The organism is Nonomuraea sp. NPDC050310, assembly GCF_040655795.1.
GTDB lineage: Bacteria > Actinomycetota > Actinomycetes > Streptosporangiales > Streptosporangiaceae > Nonomuraea.
The window spans coordinates 84,759-105,084 of the sequence record NZ_JBFAKP010000010.1 but is presented as its reverse complement, the minus strand read 5'-3'; the positions used below and the strand labels follow the sequence as shown (position 1 = coordinate 105,084).

At 71.5% G+C, this 20,326-nt stretch carries 19 protein-coding genes; 10 read left to right on the top strand and 9 right to left on the bottom strand.

Annotated elements, in window-relative coordinates; genetic code table 11:
- Positions 1–163 precede the first annotated feature (163 nt).
- Entirely contained in the window at positions 164–1,846 is a 1,683-nt protein-coding gene (gene leuA / locus AB0I67_RS23610) for a 2-isopropylmalate synthase (protein ID WP_357927287.1), read from the top strand.
- 35 nt (positions 1,847–1,881) lie between these two features.
- Here leuA and AB0I67_RS23605 read toward each other — a convergent pair whose 3' ends face one another.
- Together AB0I67_RS23605 and AB0I67_RS23600 are read right to left on the bottom strand one after the other, a co-directional pair.
- A complete protein-coding gene (locus AB0I67_RS23605) occupies positions 1,882–2,376 on the bottom strand; it encodes a hypothetical protein (protein ID WP_357927285.1) in 495 nt (164 codons plus the stop codon).
- Between the two features lie 113 nt (positions 2,377–2,489).
- Positions 2,490–4,025, bottom strand: coding sequence for an MDR family MFS transporter (locus tag AB0I67_RS23600; protein ID WP_357927283.1), 1,536 nt, complete (start codon positions 4,023–4,025; stop codon positions 2,490–2,492).
- A gap of 140 nt (positions 4,026–4,165) precedes the next feature.
- Between AB0I67_RS23600 and AB0I67_RS23595 the strand changes: the two genes are divergently transcribed.
- The gene (locus AB0I67_RS23595) at positions 4,166–4,750 is read left to right on the top strand and encodes a TetR/AcrR family transcriptional regulator (protein WP_357927281.1); all 585 of its coding nucleotides are present in this window, start codon (positions 4,166–4,168) and stop codon (positions 4,748–4,750) included.
- 3 nt (positions 4,751–4,753) lie between these two features.
- On the opposite strand, the gene AB0I67_RS23590 is transcribed toward AB0I67_RS23595, so the two are convergent.
- Together AB0I67_RS23590 and AB0I67_RS23585 are read right to left on the bottom strand one after the other, a co-directional pair.
- A complete protein-coding gene (locus AB0I67_RS23590; RefSeq protein WP_357927279.1) occupies positions 4,754–5,818 on the bottom strand; it encodes a P1 family peptidase in 1,065 nt (354 codons plus the stop codon).
- Positions 5,815–6,414 (bottom strand): TetR/AcrR family transcriptional regulator, encoded by a 600-nt coding sequence (locus tag AB0I67_RS23585; RefSeq protein WP_357927277.1) that lies wholly within the window; start codon positions 6,412–6,414, stop codon positions 5,815–5,817. Before AB0I67_RS23585 ends, AB0I67_RS23590 begins: the two co-directional genes overlap by 4 nt.
- 89 nt (positions 6,415–6,503) lie before the next feature.
- On the opposite strand from AB0I67_RS23585, the gene AB0I67_RS23580 reads away from it, so the two are divergent.
- On the top strand, positions 6,504–7,820 hold the full coding sequence (locus tag AB0I67_RS23580; protein WP_357927275.1) for an APC family permease: 1,317 nt from the start codon (positions 6,504–6,506) through the stop codon (positions 7,818–7,820).
- On the opposite strand, the gene AB0I67_RS23575 is transcribed toward AB0I67_RS23580, so the two are convergent.
- Positions 7,810–8,505, bottom strand: coding sequence for a TetR/AcrR family transcriptional regulator (locus AB0I67_RS23575; protein ID WP_357927273.1), 696 nt, complete (start codon positions 8,503–8,505; stop codon positions 7,810–7,812). The two genes, AB0I67_RS23580 and AB0I67_RS23575, sit on opposite strands and share 11 nt — an antisense overlap.
- Before the next feature lie 115 nt (positions 8,506–8,620).
- Here AB0I67_RS23575 and AB0I67_RS23570 point away from each other — a divergent pair, with 115 nt between their 5' ends.
- The 4 genes from AB0I67_RS23570 to rox all read left to right on the top strand — a co-directional run bounded on the left by AB0I67_RS23570 (position 8,621) and on the right by rox (position 12,307).
- Positions 8,621–8,968, top strand: coding sequence for a YrdB family protein (locus tag AB0I67_RS23570; RefSeq protein WP_357927271.1), 348 nt, complete (start codon positions 8,621–8,623; stop codon positions 8,966–8,968).
- Positions 8,969–8,970: 2 nt separating this feature from the next.
- Entirely contained in the window at positions 8,971–9,870 is a 900-nt protein-coding gene (locus tag AB0I67_RS23565; RefSeq protein ID WP_357927269.1) for an NAD-dependent epimerase/dehydratase family protein, read from the top strand.
- Positions 9,867–10,760 (top strand): Gfo/Idh/MocA family oxidoreductase, encoded by an 894-nt coding sequence (locus AB0I67_RS23560; RefSeq protein ID WP_357927267.1) that lies wholly within the window; start codon positions 9,867–9,869, stop codon positions 10,758–10,760. The genes AB0I67_RS23565 and AB0I67_RS23560 overlap by 4 nt, the downstream gene beginning before the upstream one ends.
- A 122-nt stretch (positions 10,761–10,882) precedes the next feature.
- The gene (gene rox / locus AB0I67_RS23555) at positions 10,883–12,307 is read left to right on the top strand and encodes a rifampin monooxygenase (protein WP_357927265.1); all 1,425 of its coding nucleotides are present in this window, start codon (positions 10,883–10,885) and stop codon (positions 12,305–12,307) included.
- Here rox and AB0I67_RS23550 read toward each other — a convergent pair whose 3' ends face one another.
- On the bottom strand, positions 12,308–13,318 hold the full coding sequence (locus AB0I67_RS23550; protein WP_357927263.1) for an acetamidase/formamidase family protein: 1,011 nt from the start codon (positions 13,316–13,318) through the stop codon (positions 12,308–12,310). It lies immediately after the preceding gene.
- A 54-nt stretch (positions 13,319–13,372) separates the two neighbouring features.
- Positions 13,373–14,431 (bottom strand): substrate-binding domain-containing protein, encoded by a 1,059-nt coding sequence (locus tag AB0I67_RS23545; protein WP_357927530.1) that lies wholly within the window; start codon positions 14,429–14,431, stop codon positions 13,373–13,375.
- A 62-nt stretch (positions 14,432–14,493) separates the two neighbouring features.
- Between AB0I67_RS23545 and AB0I67_RS23540 the strand changes: the two genes are divergently transcribed.
- Positions 14,494–14,928, top strand: a complete 435-nt coding sequence (locus AB0I67_RS23540) for a MarR family transcriptional regulator (protein WP_357927261.1) — start codon at positions 14,494–14,496, stop codon at positions 14,926–14,928.
- Positions 14,929–15,779: 851 nt separating this feature from the next.
- On the opposite strand, the gene AB0I67_RS23535 is transcribed toward AB0I67_RS23540, so the two are convergent.
- On the bottom strand, positions 15,780–16,778 hold the full coding sequence (locus AB0I67_RS23535) for a methyltransferase domain-containing protein (protein WP_357927259.1): 999 nt from the start codon (positions 16,776–16,778) through the stop codon (positions 15,780–15,782).
- An 8-nt stretch (positions 16,779–16,786) separates the two neighbouring features.
- On the opposite strand from AB0I67_RS23535, the gene AB0I67_RS23530 reads away from it, so the two are divergent.
- Positions 16,787–17,209, top strand: a complete 423-nt coding sequence (locus AB0I67_RS23530; RefSeq protein ID WP_357927257.1) for a phosphotransferase — start codon at positions 16,787–16,789, stop codon at positions 17,207–17,209.
- A 94-nt stretch (positions 17,210–17,303) separates the two neighbouring features.
- Here the strand turns inward: AB0I67_RS23530 and AB0I67_RS23525 are convergent, their stop codons facing one another.
- Positions 17,304–18,584, bottom strand: a complete 1,281-nt coding sequence (locus AB0I67_RS23525; protein ID WP_357927256.1) for a Glu/Leu/Phe/Val dehydrogenase — start codon at positions 18,582–18,584, stop codon at positions 17,304–17,306.
- 185 nt (positions 18,585–18,769) lie between these two features.
- On the opposite strand from AB0I67_RS23525, the gene AB0I67_RS23520 reads away from it, so the two are divergent.
- Entirely contained in the window at positions 18,770–20,314 is a 1,545-nt protein-coding gene (locus tag AB0I67_RS23520) for an alkaline phosphatase D family protein (RefSeq protein ID WP_357927254.1), read from the top strand.
- Positions 20,315–20,326: the final 12 nt, after the last annotated feature.

The following is a 20,326-nucleotide window of genomic DNA, read 5'->3' as shown; positions in this document are numbered from 1 at the left end:
TAGCGTGCTTGACATGCTGCGCGGGCTGCTTCTTCTTAGCCGCCGCGGCGGGGGCCTGTAAGAGGCCGGCTCCCTCGCCGCGGTGCCGCTTCCGCGTGTCGGCCGCTTTCCGTCTTGACGAAACCGGCGAGGAACCCCGATGACTTCTCAGCAGCCCAGTGGCATGCCCATCCACCGTTACCAGCCCTTCCAGCCCGTACGGCTGGCCGACCGCACCTGGCCCGACCAGGTCGTCACCAAGGCCCCCCGGTGGTGCGCGGTCGACCTGCGCGACGGCAACCAGGCCCTGATCGACCCGATGGACTCCCACCGCAAGCTCCAGATGTTCGAGCTGCTGGTCCGGATGGGCTACAAGGAGATCGAGGTCGGCTTCCCGGCCGCCTCCCAGACCGACTTCGACTTCATCCGCAAGATCATCGAAGAGGGCCGCGTCCCCGAGGACGTGACCATCCAGGTGCTGACCCAGGCCCGCCCCGAGCTGATCGAGCGGACCTTCGAGTCGCTCGCCGGCGTGCACCGCGCCATCGTGCACCTGTACAACTCCACCTCGACCCTGCAGCGCCGCGTCGTGTTCGGCCAGGACCGCGAGGGCATCACCGCCATCGCCGTCGAGGGCGCCAAGCTGGTCAAGAAGCTCGCCGAGGCCAGCGAGGTGGACGTCCACTTCCAGTACTCGCCCGAGTCCTTCACCGGCACCGAGCTCGACTACGCCGTCGAGGTCTGCAACGCGGTCAACGAGGTCTGGCAGCCCACCCCCGACCGCAAGGTCATCATCAACCTGCCCGCCACCGTCGAGATGGCCACGCCCAACATCTACGCCGACCAGATCGAGTGGATGAACCGGAACCTGGCCCACCGCGACTCCATCATCCTGTCGCTGCACCCGCACAACGACCGCGGCACCGCCGTCGCCGCCGCCGAACTCGGCTACCAGGCCGGCGCCGACCGGATCGAGGGCTGCCTGTTCGGCAACGGCGAGCGCACCGGAAACGTCTGCCTGGTGACCCTGGGCATGAACCTGTTCTCGCAGGGCGTCGACCCCGAGATCGACTTCAGTGACATCGACGAGATCCGTCGCGTCACCGAGTACTGCAACCAGCTCCCCGTGCACCCGCGCCACCCGTGGGGCGGGGAGCTGGTCTACACCGCCTTCTCCGGCTCCCACCAGGACGCCATCAAGAAGGGCTTCGAGCACCTGGAGCGCGACGCGGCCGCGGCCGGGGTGCCGGTGGACGACTACACCTGGGCCGTGCCGTACCTGCCGATCGACCCGAAGGACATCGGGCGCAGCTACGAGGCGGTCATCCGCGTCAACAGCCAGTCCGGCAAGGGCGGTGTGGCCTACATCATGAAGGCCGACCACCAGCTCGACCTGCCGCGGCGGCTGCAGATCGAGTTCTCCCGGGTCGTGCAGGCCCAGACCGACGACCAGGGCGGCGAGGTCACGCCCGCGCAGATGTGGGACGTCTTCGCCGACGAGTACCTCCCCAACCCGGCCAACCGCTGGGGCCGGCTGGGCCTGATGGCGCACCGGCACGAGTCGACCGTCGACGAGAAGGACCGGATCAGCGCCGACGTGCGCTTCGACGCCGAGATCCGGGAGATCAGCGGCACCGGCAACGGGCCCATCTCGGCCTTCGTGGACGCGCTCGGCGCCGTTGGCGTGGAGGTGCGGGTCCTCGACTACGTCGAGCACGCGCTGACCTCCGGCTCGGACGCCAAGGCCGCCTCCTACGTGGAGTGCGAGGTCGGCGGGCAGGTGCTGTGGGGCGTCGGCATCGACGCCAACACCACGACGGCCTCGCTCAAGGCCATCATCTCTGCCGTCAACCGGGCCACCCGGTAACCGCCTTCCACCCGGGGGCGCCACGCGCCCCCGGGCTATCGGCCGGGTGCGGGGACGCCGCTGTAGTCGGCCTCGGGCAGCTTGGTGATCTCGGAGGCCGCGGCGCGGGCCTGTTCGACCCGCAGATCGGCCTGGTCGGGCATCGTCGCCAGGACGCCCTCCCACCGGGTGCCGCCCTCGCCGGTGACCGGCTGCCAGGCCAGCAGGAAGGCGGGCGAGCCGTCCGGGCGCAGCACGAGCGGCGGCATCCGCAGCGGCTGCGGCTCGGCGTCGTCGCCGGGCGCGGGCCGGGGGACCGGCGAGTAGTCCACGCCGGGGAGCTGTTTCAGCTCCGCGGCGGGCGCCCACCGGTAGTTGAGCCCGTGCACGCGGTGGCCGTAGACGTCCACCTGTGACTGCGGTACGGCGAGGCGGGCCTCCCAGACGGGCTGCCCGTCGGCCGTGCCCCGCCGCCAGGCCAGCAGGAAAGCGGGGGATTTGCCGGCGTAGAGCACCAGCGGTGGCATCTGAAGCGGTTCGACCTGATCCACAGCACGCAGGGTAGCCGCGCGGTCCGACAAAACGGGAGACCCACCGCGAACGGGGGAGGCCGCGCCCCCGGGCGAGGGGGACGCGGCCTCCGGTCTGCGGTGCCTCGGGGTGATCAGGCCGAGGCGGTGGCCTCCTGCTTGGGCTCGGACGGCAGGTCCAGGCTGTCGCGCAGGGTGGCCGGCTTGAGGAAGGCCGCGGCGATGATGCCGACGACCGCGATGCCCGCCGAGACGAGGAAGATGTGCCCGGTGGCGTCGCCGTACGCGACCTTGATGATCTCCTGGATCGGCTCCGGCAAGTTGCCCAGGTTGGGGCCGATCTTGCCGGTGGTGGCGCCCGTGACGGGGACGCCGGCCTTGGCCAGGCCCTCCAGGGCGTTGGCGGTGACCTGGTTGGCCAGGATGGCGCCGAGGACGGAGACGCCCACGGTGCCGCCGAGCGAGCGGAAGAAGGTGATCGCGCCGCTGGCGGCGCCGATCTCGCGGAGCGGCACGGTGTTCTGGACGACCAGGACGAGGTTCTGCATGGACATGCCGACGCCGATGCCGACCAGGAGCATGTAGAGCGAGATCAGGACCAGCGACGTGGCGTGGTCGATGGTGGACAGGCCCAGGAAGCCGGCGGTCAGGACGATCAGGCCGACCATGATGTACGGCTTGGTCCTGCCGGTGCGGGAGACCATCCGGCCGCTGATGGTGGAGGAGAGCAGGACGCCGGCCATCATCGGGATGGTGAGCAGGCCCGCCTCGGTGGGTCCGAAGCCGCGGCTGGTCTGGAAGTACTGGCCGAGGAAGACCGAGCCGCCGAACATGGCCATGCCGACCGCGAGGCTGGCCAGGATGGCCAGGGCCGGGGTGCGGCGGCGGATGACGTGCAGCGGGACGACGGGCTCCTTGACGCGGGTCTCGACCCAGGTGGCCAGGGCGAGCAGCACGACGCCGCCGCCGGCCATGGCCGCGGTCTGCCACGACAGCCAGGCGAAGCTGTTGCCGACGAAGGTGACCCAGATGAGCAGGACGCTGACGCCGGTGGCGATGAGGGTGGCGCCCCAGTAGTCGATGGAGACGCCGGTGCGGCGGGTGTCGGGCAGGTGCAGCGTCTTGGCCAGCAGGACCAGGGCGACCGCGGTGAACGGCACGGCGATGAAGAAGCACCAGCGCCAGCCGAGCCAGGAGGTGTCGGTGAGCAGGCCGCCGAGCAGCGGCCCGCCGACGGTGGCGACGGCCATGACGGCGCCGAGGTAGCCGTTGTAGCGGCCGCGCTCCTTGGGGCTGATCATGGCGGCGATGATCACCTGCGCCAGGATCTGCACCGCGCCCATGGCCAGGCCCTGGACCGCGCGGAAGGCGATGAGCTGCCCGGCGTTCTGGGCGAAGCCGCAGGCCAGCGAGGCCACGGTGAACAGCACGATGGAGATCTGGAGCAGGAGCTTCTTGTCGAACAGGTCGGCGAGCTTGCCCCAGATCGGCGTGGAGGCGGTCGAGGCCAGCAGCGAGGCGGTGATGACCCAGGTGAACTGCGACTGCGTGCCGTTGAGGGCGCCGATGATCTGGGGGAGCGCGACCGAGACGACGGTCCCGCTGATCATCGCGACGAAGAGCACGAGCAGCAGGCCGCTGAGCGATTCGAGCACCTGGCGGTGGTTCATGGGTGCCGCCGTGGGCGGCGCTGCCGGCTGTGCGCTCATTCGCGACCTCCAGGAAAGGGGATGACTGGGACACCATACATGCACAGTGAGAAAGTTTGCGCACTGGGCATTTATTCCCCTCCGGTAAGCTCGTCCGCATCATGGACACGACAGTCGGGTTGCGCGAGCGCAAGAAGGCCGAGACGCGCCAGGCGGTGCACGAGGCCACGTTGCGGCTGGTGATGGAGCACGGGCTCGACCACGTGACGGTCGAGGCCATCGCCGACGCGGCCAACATCTCGCGGCGGACCTTCTCCAACTACTTCGAGAGCAAGGAGGACGCGCTGCTCTACGGCGACGAGCAGCGCGTGGCGGAACTCGTCCAGCTCGTCCGCGACCAGCCGGCGGAGTACTCGGCCTGGCAGGCGTTGCGGGGGGCGTTCGCGTCCTACTACGGCGAGCAGGGCTCGCCCGACCGCGAATGGCTGCAGCGCGCCCGGCTGGCCAAGCAGCACCCGTCGTTGCTGGCGCGGCAGCTCGCCGGCCGGGTCCGGCTGGAGAACGAGCTCGGCCAGCTCCTGGCCGGGCGGGTCCAGCCGGACGGGGTGGACCCGATGGTGATCGCCGGCGCGTTCCTGGCCGCGCTGCGGATCGCCACGCACCGGTGGCTGGCCGAGGAAGAGGCCCGCACCCTGCAGGAGGTCAGCGACGAGGTGCTCGACCAGTTCGCGCGCCCGTTCCGGTGACCGTCAGCCGAGCAGCCCGAGGACCCGCTCCAGCGGCAGTCCCGGCACCCGCCGGCCCTGCCGCCCGGTCATGGTACGGCCGGCGACCAGGGCGTTGAGCACGGCTTCCTCCACCGCCTCGACCACCGCGCGGTAGAACGGGTCCATCCATCCCCAGGGCACGAAGCGCAGGCTCTCGTAGACCGCCGCGCCCTCGGGGAAGCCGCTGGTGAGCGCCCCGGCGTTGGCGGTGGAGAAGGCCAGGAAGATGTCGCCGGAGAAGTGCGAGCCGGTGGTCCCGGTCCTGGCCAGGCCCAGCGGGACCCGCCGGGCGAGCGCGGTGCACTGGCCCGGAAGCAGGGGCGCGTCGGTCGCCAGCACGACGATGACCGAGCCCGCGCCGGGCGGGGGCGCGGCGTCGGCGAACGGGTCGTCGTCGAGCAGGAACGGGCCGACCGGCCGGCCGGTGATGGTGAGCTCGCGGCGGGCGCCGAAGTTGGCCTGGACGAAGGCGCCGACGGTGTAGGTGTCCTCGCCGTGCGAGACCAGCCGGGAGGCGGTGCCGCTGCCGGCCTTGAAGCCGTAGCAGTTCATGCCGGTGCCGCCGCCGACCGAGCCCTCGGCGATCGGGCCGGGGTGCGCGGCGTCGATGGCCGCGACGGCGTGCTCGGGGCGTACGTGATCGCCGTTGATGTCGTTGAGGTAGCCGTCCCAGGTCTCGGCCACCACCGGCAGCAGCCACTCGTGCGCCCCGGCGGGCCGCTCGCGGGTGACCCACTCGACGACGCCGCGGTGGCAGGAGCCGACCGCGTGCGTGTTGGTGATCATGATGGGCAGGCCGGCCGAGCCGCTCTCGCTGATCCAGGCGGTGCCGGTCATCTCGCCGTTGCCGTTGAGCGAGTGCCAGCCCGCGGCGCACGGCAGGGCCAGGTCGGGGCGCGGTCGGGGGAGGATCGCGGTCACGCCGGTGCGCACGTCGTCGCCGGCCACGAGCGTGGTGTAGCCGACCTCGACGCCGGGGACGTCGGTGATCGCGTTGTGCGCCCCGGGCAGCCCGGCGAGCGCGAGGCCGAGGTCGCGCGCCCTCACAGGCTCACCCCCGTGACGCCGGCGGCGTAGGCGCGGATCTGCGCCGCGGCCTGTGCGGGGGTGACGGTCGGCACGGCCATGGTGGCGTGCAGGCCGTAGCCGTCCTCCAGGGTGACGAGGTTGCGCGCGATCACCACCGCGTCGCCGGTGAGGGCGAAGCGGCCGGTGGCCGCGCCCGCTTCCAGAATGGCCACGTAGATTCCCACCTGTCGTTCGTAGAGCCGGATGTACTCGGCCGCGCAGCCGGCGTCGCGCCGGGCGATGGCGCCGAGCTCGTAGAGCAGTACGCACAGTTCGTCGCGCGGGTCGCCGGGCAACCCGCTGTCGATCATCGCGGCCAGCTTGCGCCCCGGGTCGGGCTCCTCGCGCACCGCCTCCTCACGGGCGGTGCAGAAGCGCTCGACCGCCTCCCGGTGCACCTCGCGCAGCAGGTCGGTGAGGCCGGGGAAGTAGTAGAGCACCGAGCCGGGTGACATGCCCGCCTCCTCCGAGACGTCGCGCAGCCGCAGCCCCAGCAGGCCGCGCTCGACGACGCTGCGGCGGGCCGCCTCGATCAGGTGCGCACGGCGTTCGTGCGCACGGGAGGGTCGTGCCATCTCACCTCTCAGTTGTCTGAATGACATTCAAAGCTATTGACGGGGCCGACGTCGAGTTCTTTGATGCTTGTTAAAAGTATGGAGGCGTCATGACCACTCTGCCGCGCGGGTTACGGGCCTTCGGCACCCTCCTCATCGTCCTGTCCGCCATCACCCCGGCCTCGTCGGTCTTCATCATCGCCCCGGGCGTCATCGCCCAGGCGGGGACCGGCGCCTTCTGGAGCTACGTCGCCGCCGCGGTGGTCGGCGTCTTCATGGCCTTCGTCTACGCCGAGCTGTCGTCCGCCTATCCGCTCACCGGCGGCGAGTACACCATCATCGGCCGCACCCTCGGCCGGCTGCCCGGCTTCATGGCGCTGGTCCTGGTGCTGGTCACCCAGCTCCTCATCCTCGCGGTCATCGCGCTCGGCGTCGGCACCTACCTCGGCGCGCTGATCCCCGGCCTCAACGGGCCGGTCGTCGCCGCGGTGACCGTGCTGCTGGCGATGGTGCTCGCCGTCCTGGACATCAAGGTCAACGCGCTGGTCACCGGGATCTTCCTGGCGGTCGAGATGCTCGCGCTGGCGGTCGTGACCTGGCTCGGGCTGGCCAACGTCACCCGTCCGGCCTCGGCCATCCTGGTGGAGCCGCTGGCCGGCGGCGGGCTGGGCCTGATCGCGATCGCCACCGCCGTGGCGATCTTCTCCTACAACGGGTACGGCTCGGCGGTCTACTTCGGCGAGGAGACGCACGAACCGCGCCGCGACATCGCCCGGGTGATCCTCTGGGCCCTGCTCATCACCGTCGCCGCCGAGCTCATCCCGATCACCGCGGTGCTGCTGTCGGCCGACAGCCTCCAGGGGGACGTGATGCTCGGCTTCGTCACCGCGCGCGGCGGCTCCACGCTCGCCACGCTGGTCAGCCTCGGCATCGCCCTGGCCATCGTCAACGCGGTCCTGGCCATCATGCTGCTCTGCGCCCGGCTGATCTTCAGCACCGCCCGCGACGCCACCTGGCCGGCCGGCGTCAACCGCGTGCTGGGCACGATCCACCCGCGCTTCGGCACGCCGTGGCCCGCCACGCTGGTCGCCGGGGTGATCAGCGCCGCGGTCTGCTTCGTGCCGCTGTCGTTCCTGCTCGTCGTCACCGGCACCTCGCTCGTGGTGCTGTACGCCGCGCTGTGCGTGGCGGTCATCGCCGGCCGGCGCAACGGCAGTACGGCACGCGGCACCTACCGCATGCCGCTCTACCCGCTCGCGCCGGTCGCCGGGCTGCTCGCGCTCGGCTACGTCGTCTACGCCAGCGCGCTCGACCCGGTGATCGGCCGCCCGAGCCTGTTCGTCACCGCGGGCATCCTCGCCGTCGCCGCGGCGCTGTTCTTCCTCACCGTACGGCGGAGCTGGGCGGTCCAGGACGTCAGCGAGTGAACCCCAAGTAGGCGGCCATCGAGCGGGCTCCGTGCTCGAAGGTCGCGTCCAGGTGGTGGAAGAGGTTGTTGTACATCCCGAACAACTCGAAGCTGACCGACCCGTACAACCAGGTCCACGCGTGCACCGCGCGCAGTGCGACCTCGGGCGGGACCCCTGGAAAGATCGCTTCCAGGTGCCGGGCGTCCTGTGCCGCGCCCGGCGGGGCGGGGGTGGGTGGCGGCGCGGCCACCGCCCCCGCCGACGCCGCCTCGGCGATCAGGAGCCCGAAGCGCACCCCGTCGCGGGAGGCCGGGTCCACGGTGTCCTGCGGCGCCTGGTAGCCGGGCACCGGCGTGCCGTGGATCAGCGCGTACTCGTGCGGATGGGCCAGCGCCCAGGTGCGCACCGCGGTGCACATCGCCAGCCAGCGCCCGGTGTAGTCGTCCCGGTCGCACGCCTCGTCGGCCTGCTCGACCGCGTCGCCGACCGCGTTGTACGCCTCGATGATCAGCGTGGTCAGCAGGTCGTCCTTGGTCGGGAAGTAGCGGTAGATCGCGCTGGAGACCATCCCCATCTCCCTGGCGACCGCGCGCAGTGACAGCCCGCCGGCCCCCTCCGTGGCCAGGTGACGCCGCGCGATCTCGGTGATCTCCCTGGTCAGTTCAGCCCTGACCCGTTCTCGTGCCGTACGTCCAGCGCTCATAGCCGTCACCGTATCAGAGCGGTGCCCGTTTGTGAGAGCACCGCTCTTGACAAGTGCGCTTCGTTTGGAGAGCATTGCTCTCGTTGCGAAGCACTAATCACGAAATTGCGAGGCGATGATGTCGGTTCTCAAGGGCGCCAACCTGCTCCTGATGTTCCTCCTGGAGCTCGGCGTGCTGGCCGCCGCCGGATTCTGGGGCTTCACCCTGCCGGCCGGCTGGCTGGTCCGGATCGTCGCCGGGATCGGCGCACCCGCCCTCTTCATCGCCGTGTGGGCCCTGTTCGGCGCCGCCAACGGCGCCACCTACCCGCTCACCGGGCTCGCCCGCCTCCTGCTCGAACTGGTCTGGTTCGGCGGCGGCGCGGTCCTGCTCTACTTCGCCGCCTCGGCCGCCCCCGCGGCCGCCTTCTTCGCCCTCTGGGCGCTCAACGGCGTCCTCCGCCTCGTCTGGAAGCAGGTCTGATCATGGGAAAGCACATCGTCGTCGGAGCCGGCCAGGTCGGCTCGCACCTGGCCGCCAAGCTCGCCGCCCAGGGTGAGGAGGTCGTCGTGGTCACCCGCTCCGGCAGCGGCCCGGACGGCACCACCAGGGTGTCCGCCGACATCGCCGCCCCGGGCCGGCTCACCGAGCTCGCCCGCGGCGCCGACGTGATCTACAACTGCGTCAACCCGCCCTACCACCGCTGGCTCACCGACTGGCCGCCCATGGCCGACGCCTTCCTGGCCGCCGCCCGCGACACCGGCGCGGTCCTGACCATCCTGGGCAACCTCTACCCCTACGGCCCGGTGCGCGGCCCGATGACCGAGGACCTGCCGCTGGCCTCGCCCTCGGCCAAGTTCAAGGTGCGGACCCGCATGTGGCACGACGCGCTGGCCGCTGGCATCCGGACGGTCGAGGTGCGCGGCTCCGACTACTTCGGCCCGGGCGCCACCGACCAGTCCTACCTCGGCGACCGCTTCATCGCGCCGCTGCTGGCCGGGCGGCGCATCCCGGTGCTGTGGCCGCTCGACGTCCCGCACACCTGGACCTACCTGCCCGACGTCGCCGACGCCCTGATCATCGCCGGGCGCGAGGAGCGGGCCTGGGGCCGCGCCTGGCACGTGCCCAGCGACGAACCGCAGACCTTCCGGCAGATGGGCGCGCGGATGGCGGCCGTGCTCGGGAAGCCCGCGCCGAAGATGAGCTCCCTGCCGTGGCCGCTGGTGCGGGCGGCCGGGCTGTTCTCCCCGATGATCGGCGAGCTGGGCGAGGTGCGCTACCAGTTCACCGCCCCGTTCGTCATGGACTCCACCGACTTCCAGAAGACCTTCGGCATGGCGCCCACGCCGCTCGACGAGGCGCTCCGCCGTACCCTGGGGCGATGAGAATCGCCATGATCGGGCTCGGGGACATCGCGGAGAAGGCCTACCTCCCGGTGCTCGCGGCCCAGCCCGGACTCGACCTCCACCTGTGCACGCGCAACCCCCGGACGCTGGAGCGCCTGGGGGCCGCCCACCGGGTCGCCGCCCTGTCGAGCTCGGTCGAGGAGGTCGTGGCCGCCGGGGTCGAGGCGGCCTTCGTCCACGCCGCCACCGACGCCCACCCGGCGATCGTGGAGACGCTGCTCAAGGCCGGGGTGCACGTCTACGTCGACAAGCCGATCGCCTACACCCTCGGCGAGAGCGAGGCGCTGGTACGGCTGGCGCGCGAGGCCGGGCGCTCGCTGCTGGTCGGATTCAACCGCCGGCACGCCCCCGGCTACGCCGCCCTGGCCCAGGCGCCTCGTGACCTGGTGCTGATGCAGAAGAACCGCACCGGCTTCCCGGACACCCCGCGCCGGGCGGTCTTCGACGACTTCATCCACGTCGTCGACACCCTGCGCTTCCTGGCCCCCGGCCCGGTGCGCTCGCACTCCTTCCAGGTGCGGGTGGCCGGCGGCGTGCTGGAGCACATCGTCCTCAGCCTGCACGGCGACGGCTTCACCACGATCGGCACCATGCACCGCGCGAGCGGCGCCTCGGAGGAGTCCTGCGAGGTCATGGGCGGCGGGCAGAAGAGCCGCGTGGTCAACCTCGGCGACGTGGTGACCTACACCCCGGCCGGCGAGAGCCTGGTCCGGCGGCCCGACTGGGTGCCCGTCTCCCGCCAGCGCGGGGTCGAACAGGTGACGCTGGCCTTCCTGGAGGCGGTGCGGGCCGGTGAGCTGCTCGACGCGGGCGACGCGCTGGTCACGCACCAGATCTGCGAGGAGATCGCCGTCGCCGCGGAGCGCTGACGGGAGTAGACACTTCCCGCCACTTTCAACATATAGCGCGACCCGGGGCTTGCGGCAAGACCCCCGTCATGCCGCACAATCGCTAGCCGTACGTCCGGACCTGCGAAAACAAGGGGGAAGTGATGATCGACGTCATCATCGCGGGCAGTGGACCGACCGGCACGATGCTGGCCGCCGAGCTGCGGCTGTGGGGCGTGGAGGTGGTCGTCCTGGAGAAGGAGGCCACCCCGCCGCCCTTCGTCCGCTCGCTCGGCCTGCACGTGCGCAGCATCGAGGTGATGGACCAGCGCGGCCTGCTGGGGCGCTTCCTCGAGCCCGGCAAGAAGTTCCAGCTCGGCGGCTACTTCGCCGGCATTATGAAGCCGTGGCCGGAGGGGATGGACACCGCCCACCCCTACCTCCTCGGCCTGCCGCAGCCGGTGATCGACCGGCTGCTGGAGGAGCACGCGGCCGAGGCGGGCGCGCAGATCCGCCGCGGCCGGGAGCTCACCGGCCTCAGCCAGGACGCGGACGGCGTGACCGCCGAGCTGGCCGACGGCACCCGCCTGCGCGCCCGGTACCTGGTCGGCTGCGACGGCGGCCGGAGCACCGTGCGCAAGCTGCTCGGCATCGGCTTCCCCGGCGAGCCGGCCCGGCGCGAGACGCTGCTCGGCGAGATGGAGGTGACCGAGGACCCGGCGGCGATCGCCGAGCTCGTGACGGAGATCCGCAAGACCGAGCTCTTCTTCGGCCTCGGCCCGATCGGCGGCGAAGGCGTCTTCCGCGTCGTCGTGCCCGCCGACGGGCTCACGCGGGACAAGACCGTCCCGCCGACCCTGGAGGACTTCCGCCGCCAGCTCCGCCGCTACGCCGGCACCGACTTCGGCGTGCACTCGCCGCGCTGGCTGTCGCGCTTCGGCGACGCCACCCGGCTGGCCGAGCGCTACCGCGAGGGCCGGGTGCTGCTGGCCGGCGACGCCGCGCACATCCACCCGCCGCTCGGCGGGCAAGGGCTCAACCTCGGCATCCAGGACGCCTTCAACCTCGGCTGGAAGCTGGCCGCCGAGGTCGCCGGCTGGGCGCCGGACGGGCTGCTGGACAGCTACGAGGCCGAGCGCCGCCCGGTGGCCGCCGACGTCCTGGACAACACCCGCGCCCAGGGCCTGCTCATGTCCACCGAGCCCGGGCCGCGGGCCATGCGCCGGGTGATGTCCGAGCTGATGGACTTCGAGCAGGTCAATCGGCACCTGATGGAGAAGGTCACCGCCGTCTCGGTGCGCTACGACTTCGGCGAAGGCGGGCACGAGCTGGTCGGCCGGCGGCTGCGCGACGTGGAGCTGAAGCGCGGGCGGCTCTACGAGCTGATGCACGGCGGTCGGGGCCTGCTGCTCGACCAGACCGGCCGGCTGTCGGCGGCCGGCTGGGAGGGCCGCGTCGAGCACGTCGTCGACGTCAGCCCCGAGCTGGACGCGCCCGCGCTCCTGCTGCGGCCCGACGGCCACGTCGCGTGGGCGGGCGAGGCCCAGGAGGAACTGCTCGCCCACCTCCGCAGGTGGTTCGGCGCCTGACTAGCGCTGCGCGGTGTACTGCCGGGCCAGCTCGCGCAGCCGCGCGTGGGCCGAGCCGTACACCTCGCCGCCGCGCAGGTACTCCTTGGCGACCTTCGCCACCATCGTGTAGTTGGTGTCGCAGACGTTGCCCACCGGCGCCGTGCCCGCCTGGCTGATCAACTGGTAGGCGTCCAGGGTGTCGAGCCCGGTCAGCTCGGCCGCCCAGGTCACCAGGTCGTGCTGGCTGACCCGGAAGGCGTCCTCCAGCGGCCGGGCCGAGCCGGTGGACATGAGGTGCAGATCGTCCTCCAGGCGCGGCCACGGGGTGGCGACGCCCTTGATCAGCTCGACCGCGACCACGGTGTTCATCGCGCACTCCAGCGCGGTGCCGCAGACCTCGCCCTCGCCCTGGCGGGCGTGCCCGTCGCCGATGGCGAACAACGCGCCCTCGACGTTGACCCCCAGGTAGGCGGTCACGCCGGCACGCAGCTCGGTGGTGTCCATGTTGCCGCCGTGCGCGTCCGGCGTGATCGTCATCCGGGCCTCGTTGGCCGCCGGGGCGACGCCGACGGTGCCGTGCATCGGGTCGAGCGGCAGCTCGACCGAGTAGTCGCTGCGGCGGGCCTCGAACCGCGCCACCCGTCGCTCCAGGTCGAGGTCGTAACGCCAGACCCGCTCCTCCAGCGCCGGCTGCAGCGTCGCGGTGGTGTGCGTGCCGGTCAGCGCGCCGAACAGCGGGAAGGTCGACGACCACGCCACGTCCCGGGCCGGGGTGATCGAGACGAAGTGCAACGCCAGCGTGTCACCGGGCTCGGCGCCCTCCACGTGGAACGGGCCGGTCACCGGGTTGAGAAAGGGGAACTCGCACACCTGCGACGGCAGGTCGCCCACGTCCCGCACCCGGCCGCCGAAGCAGTCCTCGGTGAACAGCTCCAGGATCGTCCCCGGGCGCACCTTCGCGACCGGTGCCCGGCCGCCGAAGGTGTAGCTGAGCTCGCTGGGCTCCGGGCGGTAGGTCAGGACGTTCATACAACCTCGATTTCGTGCGGGATGCCTGGAAGGCACCCTAGGACCTATCGCTTTCTAGAGAAAAGGTTTCTCCAGCAAGAATTCGAGCCCGTCGGCCCGGCCCAGCAGGACCCGCTGCCGGACGTGCCGGTCCTCCAGGGTCAGCCGCCCGCGCGCGCTGGTGATCGACGTGCCGTCCGCGTGCGCGTCGATGTCGGGTACGGCCAGCGAACCCGCCCTGGCGGCGAGCGCGGCCAGCATCGCGACCGCCTCGTAGAGGCCGTGGCCGTGCGCGTTCAGCAGCGGGGCGCTCGGGCCGAAGGCCCTGGTGTAGCGCTCGGCGAAGCGCAGGCCGGCGTCGGTGGTCAGGCCGTGGAAGTAGCCCATCGAGGCGTACAGCTCGCCGGTGTCGTCACCGCCGATGCCCATCAGGCCGTGCTCCTCCAGGGCCGCGCACAGCCGGGGGGTGGTCAGGCCCGAGGCGTTGAACTCGCGGTTGAACTCGACCAGGTCGCTGCCGATCAGGGTCACCAGGATGGCGTCGGGGCGGGTCGACTTGATCGTCTCGATGGTGGCGGCTGCTCTGCCGTACGGCACATAGAGCTCAGCCACCACCTGCTCCAGATATTTCCGGACACCGGAGTGCACCAGCCGCGGCCAGACATAGTCGTTGCCCAGCAGGAACCACCGCCGCGCCCGCCGGTGCTCGGCCAGCCACGCGATCGCCGGCCCAAGCTGCCGCACCGGCGTCTCACCCAGGAAGTACACGCCCTTCGCGTGCCCGCCCCCCTCGTACGGCGGCGCGTACACGAACGGCACCCGCCCGCGCACCGCGCTCACGATCGCCACCCGCACGTCGCTGGCCACCGACCCGGCCAGCGCCTGGACCGTGCCCCCGGCCACCAGCCCCGCCACCTCCTCGGCCACCTCGTACGGCCGGCGGCCCCCGTCGACGAGCACCAGCTCCACCGGACGGCCCAGGATGCCGCCCTTGGCGTTCAACTCCTCCGCCGCGAGCAACGCGCAGTTGATCGCGCTCGGGCCGACCATGCCCAGCACTCCCGACACCGGCACGATCAGCCCGATCCTCGTCGCCTCGGACGGCAGCAGCCGTGCCTCCAGCGGATCGACCATCGGGACCACGTGGACGAGTATCCTCCCTTACGGCGGCATTTCGTACGGGGCTGGAGGATTCGATGGTGACGACCGGGCTCGGCGCCTCACTCGCCTACCTCCTCAGCCGGGCCGAACGCAGCGTCAACCGCGCCCTCGCCACCGCCCTCAGCGCCGAAGGCGTCACCGTCGAGCAGTGGCGCATCCTGCGTGCCCTGGCCGACGGGCAGGGCCACTCCATGGGCGAACTCGCCGTCGCCGTCCTCATGCCCCACCCGACCCTCACCAAGGCCGTCGACCGCCTGATCGACGCCGCCCTCGTCTACCGGGGGCCCTGCGCGGGCGACCGCCGCCGTGTCGCCGTCTTCCTCGCCGACCGGGGTGTCGACCTCCTGGCCCGCGTCGAGGGCACGGTGGCCGAGCACCACCGGGACATCGAGGCCGCCTACGGGCCCGACCGCACGGGACGCCTCATGACCGACCTCGACGACCTCATCCGGGCCCTCGAACAACAGTAGACCGGGCCTCCGCTTCGCTCCGGGCTCCCTTTTGTGGGGGGCCGAGCCCCCCACACCCCCACCGGCCCACCCGTGGCGCGCTTGGACTTCTACGCGCCTGATGCCCGCCCCGGTGGTCCTCGCCCTTCGGGCTCGGGCTGTTTCTCTGTGGGGGCAGAGCCCCCACACCCCACTTGCCCACCGTTGTGCGCCTCGGCTTCTGGCTGCGTGATGGGTGGCCCGGATTGAGCCGATGGCCAGAAGGTGAGAGATCCCGAGATGCCGCAGCCTCGCCGTGGCGAGGGTCAGGAAGGTGACGCGAGGTCCGCTGCCGAAGGTGCGCGTGGAGGGAAGGGCCGCGGCGTGACGACGTACGGGAACCGGGACGGCGACAACGCACGTCAAGCAGGCATGCGGGGAAGAGACGGTTGCCGGGCTTCGGGAACGAATTGGGCTGCGTGTCCTGGCTGGGAGGCTCGGTTTCTAGACTCGAGGCGTGAGCGTGATGCGCGAGGAGCTTCATCACCTGGTGGATCTGCTGCCCGAGGAGAAGGTGGCGCCTCTGCTACGCCTGGTCCGTGACCAACTCGACTAGCCGCCGGCGGCCCGCGGCCTGCCGTTCATCGGGATGCTGGAGGCGGAGCCGGATCTCGCGGAACGGGCTGAGGAGATCCTGCGGTCGGAGGACAGTCACTCCTAAGCCCAGCCGTTGCGCCCTCAGCGGTCTAGGGGACGGCTGTCGGGTCGATCGTGGCCTCCCATCGTCCTCGGCACAGGGTTATCACACCATCGGGGGTGATCGTCGCACGGGCGCCTCGGAACGGCAGTTCACCGTTCCGGATCCAGAAGTCGCGGAGCCGGTCGAGGACGTCCTACAGGCGGCGCGGCCCGGACTGGTGCACCAGTACGCGGCCGTCACGCTCGACGGCGCGAGCCCAGGAGCCGTCCGCGTGAGTCATCACCGCGACCCTGCGCCCGTCGTCGTGCTCGGCGTAGTGGTGCTGGGTGCCAGGGGCGAGGATGCTGATCATGGTGTGCACGTCCCACGCTTCGACCACGTCGAGCACCGGGTAACGGCCCGGCTCGACGTGCTCGCCGTCCTCCACCAGCGCCCGATCACGCAGGGCCAGGTCCCGAGGCGGGTAGTCGTCACCGGTGCGGGTGTGCATGAACGCTGCCTGGTCGCGCTCGACCCGGCCCGCCGCGGTGCCGTCGGTGAGCTTCTCGGCGGTGAGGATGAGGCCCATGTCGGCAAGAGTGGTGGCCAGCCTGCCGCCGGTGGGGAGCGCGTCCAGCCAGGAGGGCGGGACGGTCGGCATGGCGACCATCGCGACGATGCGGTCCCACTGTCCGTCGAGCGGGCCGGCCGCGTCGCCGGTGAGGATGCGCGGCCGATGGCCGATCGTGTCCAGCCGATCGGCGGCGGCGTCGTTCAGCTGCTGGTCGATGTCGATGGCGGTGACACGGGCGTCGCCGAGGCGGGCGCACAGGACTGCGGTGCCGTACCCGCTGCCGGTGCCGACGTCCAGGACGGTGTCGTGGTCGGCGATGGAGGCGTGCCGGTACATCTGGACGACCAGGCTCGGCAGCGTCGAGGACGAGGTGGCGCGGCCGGTCGCGGACGTGCCCGGAGCGGCGTCGTCGGCGTGCAGCGGCCCGACCCGGGTGACGAGTGTCCGGTCACGATAAGCCGCCGACAACCACCTCTCGACGTCGTCTTGACCGCGACGAAGCCGCCAGCCGCCGTTCCCGGCCGCCCACCAGTTCGGGACGAGCACGTGCCGGGGCGTGCTCTCGACCGGGCCACGCCGGCGGGAGCCGGGCGGGGTCGCCACGGAGGCGAGGGCGGACGCTTCCTGTTTCCAGTCCATGACCGAGTATGGACGCGCGGCGATCACTGGCCGCCCCCCGGCGCGTCAGGGTCTCGGCCGAGATTGTCGGCAGGATGAGGGCGTTGCTCTCGCACAGAGTCTCGGCCGGGCTGCAGTCGCCGCCGGCTTGCAGTCTCGGCCGACCTTGCGCGGCACCTGCCCGAGCAACCCGATCCACGCCTCACCGGCCAGGATGTCGGCCAGCGGTCGACCAGGCCGTCACACTGGCCGAGCGGGATCGGGCATGGTTGCGGGAGCGACTGGCCGACCTCCGCTCGCGATGGGAGGCGCTGCAGCCCGGGTTGCCGCACAGCGTGGTGCACGGCGACGCATGGGTGGGCAACGTGGTGGCCACCGAAGACGGGCAGGTGGTCCTGCTGGACCCGGAGCGCTGCTCGGCCGGGCCGCCGGAATGGGAAGCCGTGCCCTAGGCCCACATGCTCCCCGGGCGGTCGGGCGGCTGATGGTGGGGCGGGACCGTCTGGAGTCCGGCCCCACCATCAGCCGAGGAGCATGAGAGCAGGCTCAGGGGTAGAGCCCCCGCATGCGGTGGGCGTCGGCGACGCGGCCGACGCCGATCAGGTGGGCCGCGTCGCGGAGGGTGACGCCGCGGTCGGCGGCCAGGGACTTGACCTCGCCGAAGGCGCCCTCCATGAGGTCACGCAGCCGCACGTCCACCTCGCCGGCGCTCCAGGAGTAGGCCTGCATGTTCTGCACCCACTCCAGGTACGACACGATCACCCCGCCGGCGTTGGCGAGGATGTCCGGGACGATGACGGTGCCGGCGTCGGCCAGGATGGCGTCGGCCTCGGGAGTGGTGGGCCCGTTGGCGCCCTCCACGATGAGCCTGGCCTTCACCCGCGGGGCGTTGGCGGCGGTGAGGACGCCTTCGAGCGCCGCCGGGACGAGCACGTCGACGTCGAGCTCCAGGAGCTCGTCCAGGCCGAGGGCGTCGGCCTCGCGGTAGCCGCGCACGCCGCCGGTCTCGGCGACCCAGGCGCGCACGGCGGCGACGTCCAGGCCGGCGGCGGAGTGGATGGCACCGGTGACGTCGGAGACGGCCACGACGCGGCAGCCGGCGTCGGCGAGGTACTGGGCGGCGAGCGCGCCGACCTTGCCGAAGCCCTGCACGGCCACGGTGACGCCGTCGCCGGAACGGTCCAAGGCGGCCATCGTGGCGATCTGAACGCCGCGCGAGGTGGCGCCGGCGCGGCCGAGCGACCCACCCAAAGTGGTGGGTTTACCGGTCACGACCCCGGGGACTGAGTAGCCTGCGTTGACGCTGTACGTGTCCATGATCCACGCCATGGTCTGCTCGTCGGTGCCGACGTCCGGGGCGGGGATGTCCTTCTCCGGGCCGATGAGCGGAAGGATCTCGTTGACGTATCTCCTGGTGAGCCGCTCCAGCTCGCGCGTGGTGAGCGAGCCCGGGTCCACGGCCACGCCGCCTTTGGCGCCGCCGTACGGGATGCCCACCAGGGCGCACTTCCAGGTCATCCACATCGCCAGCGCGGTGACCTCGTCGAGGTCGGTGCCGGGATGAAAGCGGATGCCGCCCTTCGCCGGGCCTCTGGTGATGTTGTGCTGCACGCGGTAGCCCTGCACGACGTCCATGCGCCCGTCCTCGCGCCGCACCGGGACCGAGACGGTCAGCGAGCGGCGGGGGGTGGCGAGCATCGCGTGCAGGCCCTCGTCGAGGCCGAGTCCTTCGGCGGCCTGGGCGAGCTGGTGGAGCGCGGAGTCGAGGGCCTGGCGGCCGGGGGTGATCGAGTGGGCCGGCGTCCTTGACGGCACCATGACGGTCATGGAAGGAAGTCCTCCTGTTATGGACGCCCATAATTCAGGCAAGGCGCCGTTGCCTTACCTGTATGGGCGATCTGTCGGAATCAACCCTAGGCGGGGGGTTTGGCGTTGGCTAGGGGGTGGCGTTGCGTCTGTTGTGGCTTCGCGGCCGATCTGTTGTGATCGTTTGAAGTGGGAAGGGGTACGGCATGGCATCACTGGTGGTGGGGCCGCTGCTGCGGTATGTGGATTCGAGCAGCGCCTCGATCTGGGTGGAGACGAGCGTGCCCTGCGAGGTGGGCGTGCGCGCGAGCGGCGTGGACGCGAGCTCGCGGACCTTCACCGTGCACGGGCATCACTACGCCATCGTGGACATCGAGGCGGCGGGCGCCTACGAGGTGCGGCTGGACGGTGAGCGGGTGTGGCCGCTGCCGGGCGAGTCGCCCAGCCGCATCACGTTGACCAACCAGGACAAGGCCACCCGGCTGGCCTTCGGCTCCTGCCGTACCAGCGTGCCCCACGACGCCGCGCACAACCGCACGCACGGCCCCGACCTGCTGCGCGCCTACGCCCGGCACCTGAAGAATGCCCCTGAGCAGGAGTGGCCCGACGCGTTGCTGCTGCTGGGGGACCAGGTCTACGCCGACAGCCCGTCGGCGGAGATGGTGCGCTTCATCCAGGAACGCCGGCCCGGCACCGAGCCCGCCAAGGAGATCGCCGACTACGAGGAGTACGCCGAGCTCTACCGGCTGGCCTGGTCCGACCCGGAGATCCGCTGGCTGCTGTCGACCGTGCCGACCAGCATGATCTTCGACGACCACGACCTGCGCGACGACTGGAACACCTCGCGCGACTGGCGGCGGAAGATGGCCAAGGTCGAGTGGTGGCCGCGCCGCGTCATCGCCGGGCTGGGCGCCTACTGGGTCTACCAGCACCTGGGCAACCTCTCCCCGGCCGAGCGGGCCGAGGACGAGCTCTTCGCCCGGCTGCGCGAGTGCGACGAGGTGGAGGCGACCAAGGCGCTCGACGTCTTCGCCGCCCGCGCCGACGCCGACCCGGCCAGCAACCGCTGGAGCTACTCGCGCGAGTTCGGCGACACCCGCCTGATCATGGTGGACACCCGCTGCGCCCGCCAGCTCACCCCGCGCGACCGCATGATGCTCGACCCCACCGAGTGGTCGTGGCTGCTGGAGCAGGTCAGCGCGCCGACCGGGCGGCTGGTCATCGGCTCGTCCATCCCGTACCTGCTGCCCGAGGGCGTGCACTACGTCCAGAACTGGAACGAGGCCCTGTCCGACGGCAGGTGGGGCCGTTTGGTCGCGCGGCTGTCCGAGACCTTCCGGCAGGCCTTCGACCTGGAGCACTGGGCCGCCTTCCGGCAGTCCTTCGACCAGCTCGGCAGCCTGCTGCACCGGCAGGGCAAGCCGGTCCTCATCCTGTCCGGCGACGTCCACTACTCCTACGCCGCCCAGGCCGGGCCGATCCACCAGCTCGTCTGCTCGCCCATCCGCAACCCGCTCAGCCGTACGCTCCGCCTGGCCAACGTGATCACCCAGTTCGGGCTGGCCACCCTGGTCGGCCGCTTCCTGGCCCGGCTGGCCGGGCTGCCGCGCCCGCCCTTCCGCTGGCGGATCACCAAGGGGCCGTGGTTCAGCAACGCCCTGGCCACCCTCGACCTCGGCGAGGCCGCCACCGTCACCTGGTACACCGCCTCGCCCGACTTCGCGCCGATCGACGCGCTCAGGGTGAAGTAGCGGGATGTGAAA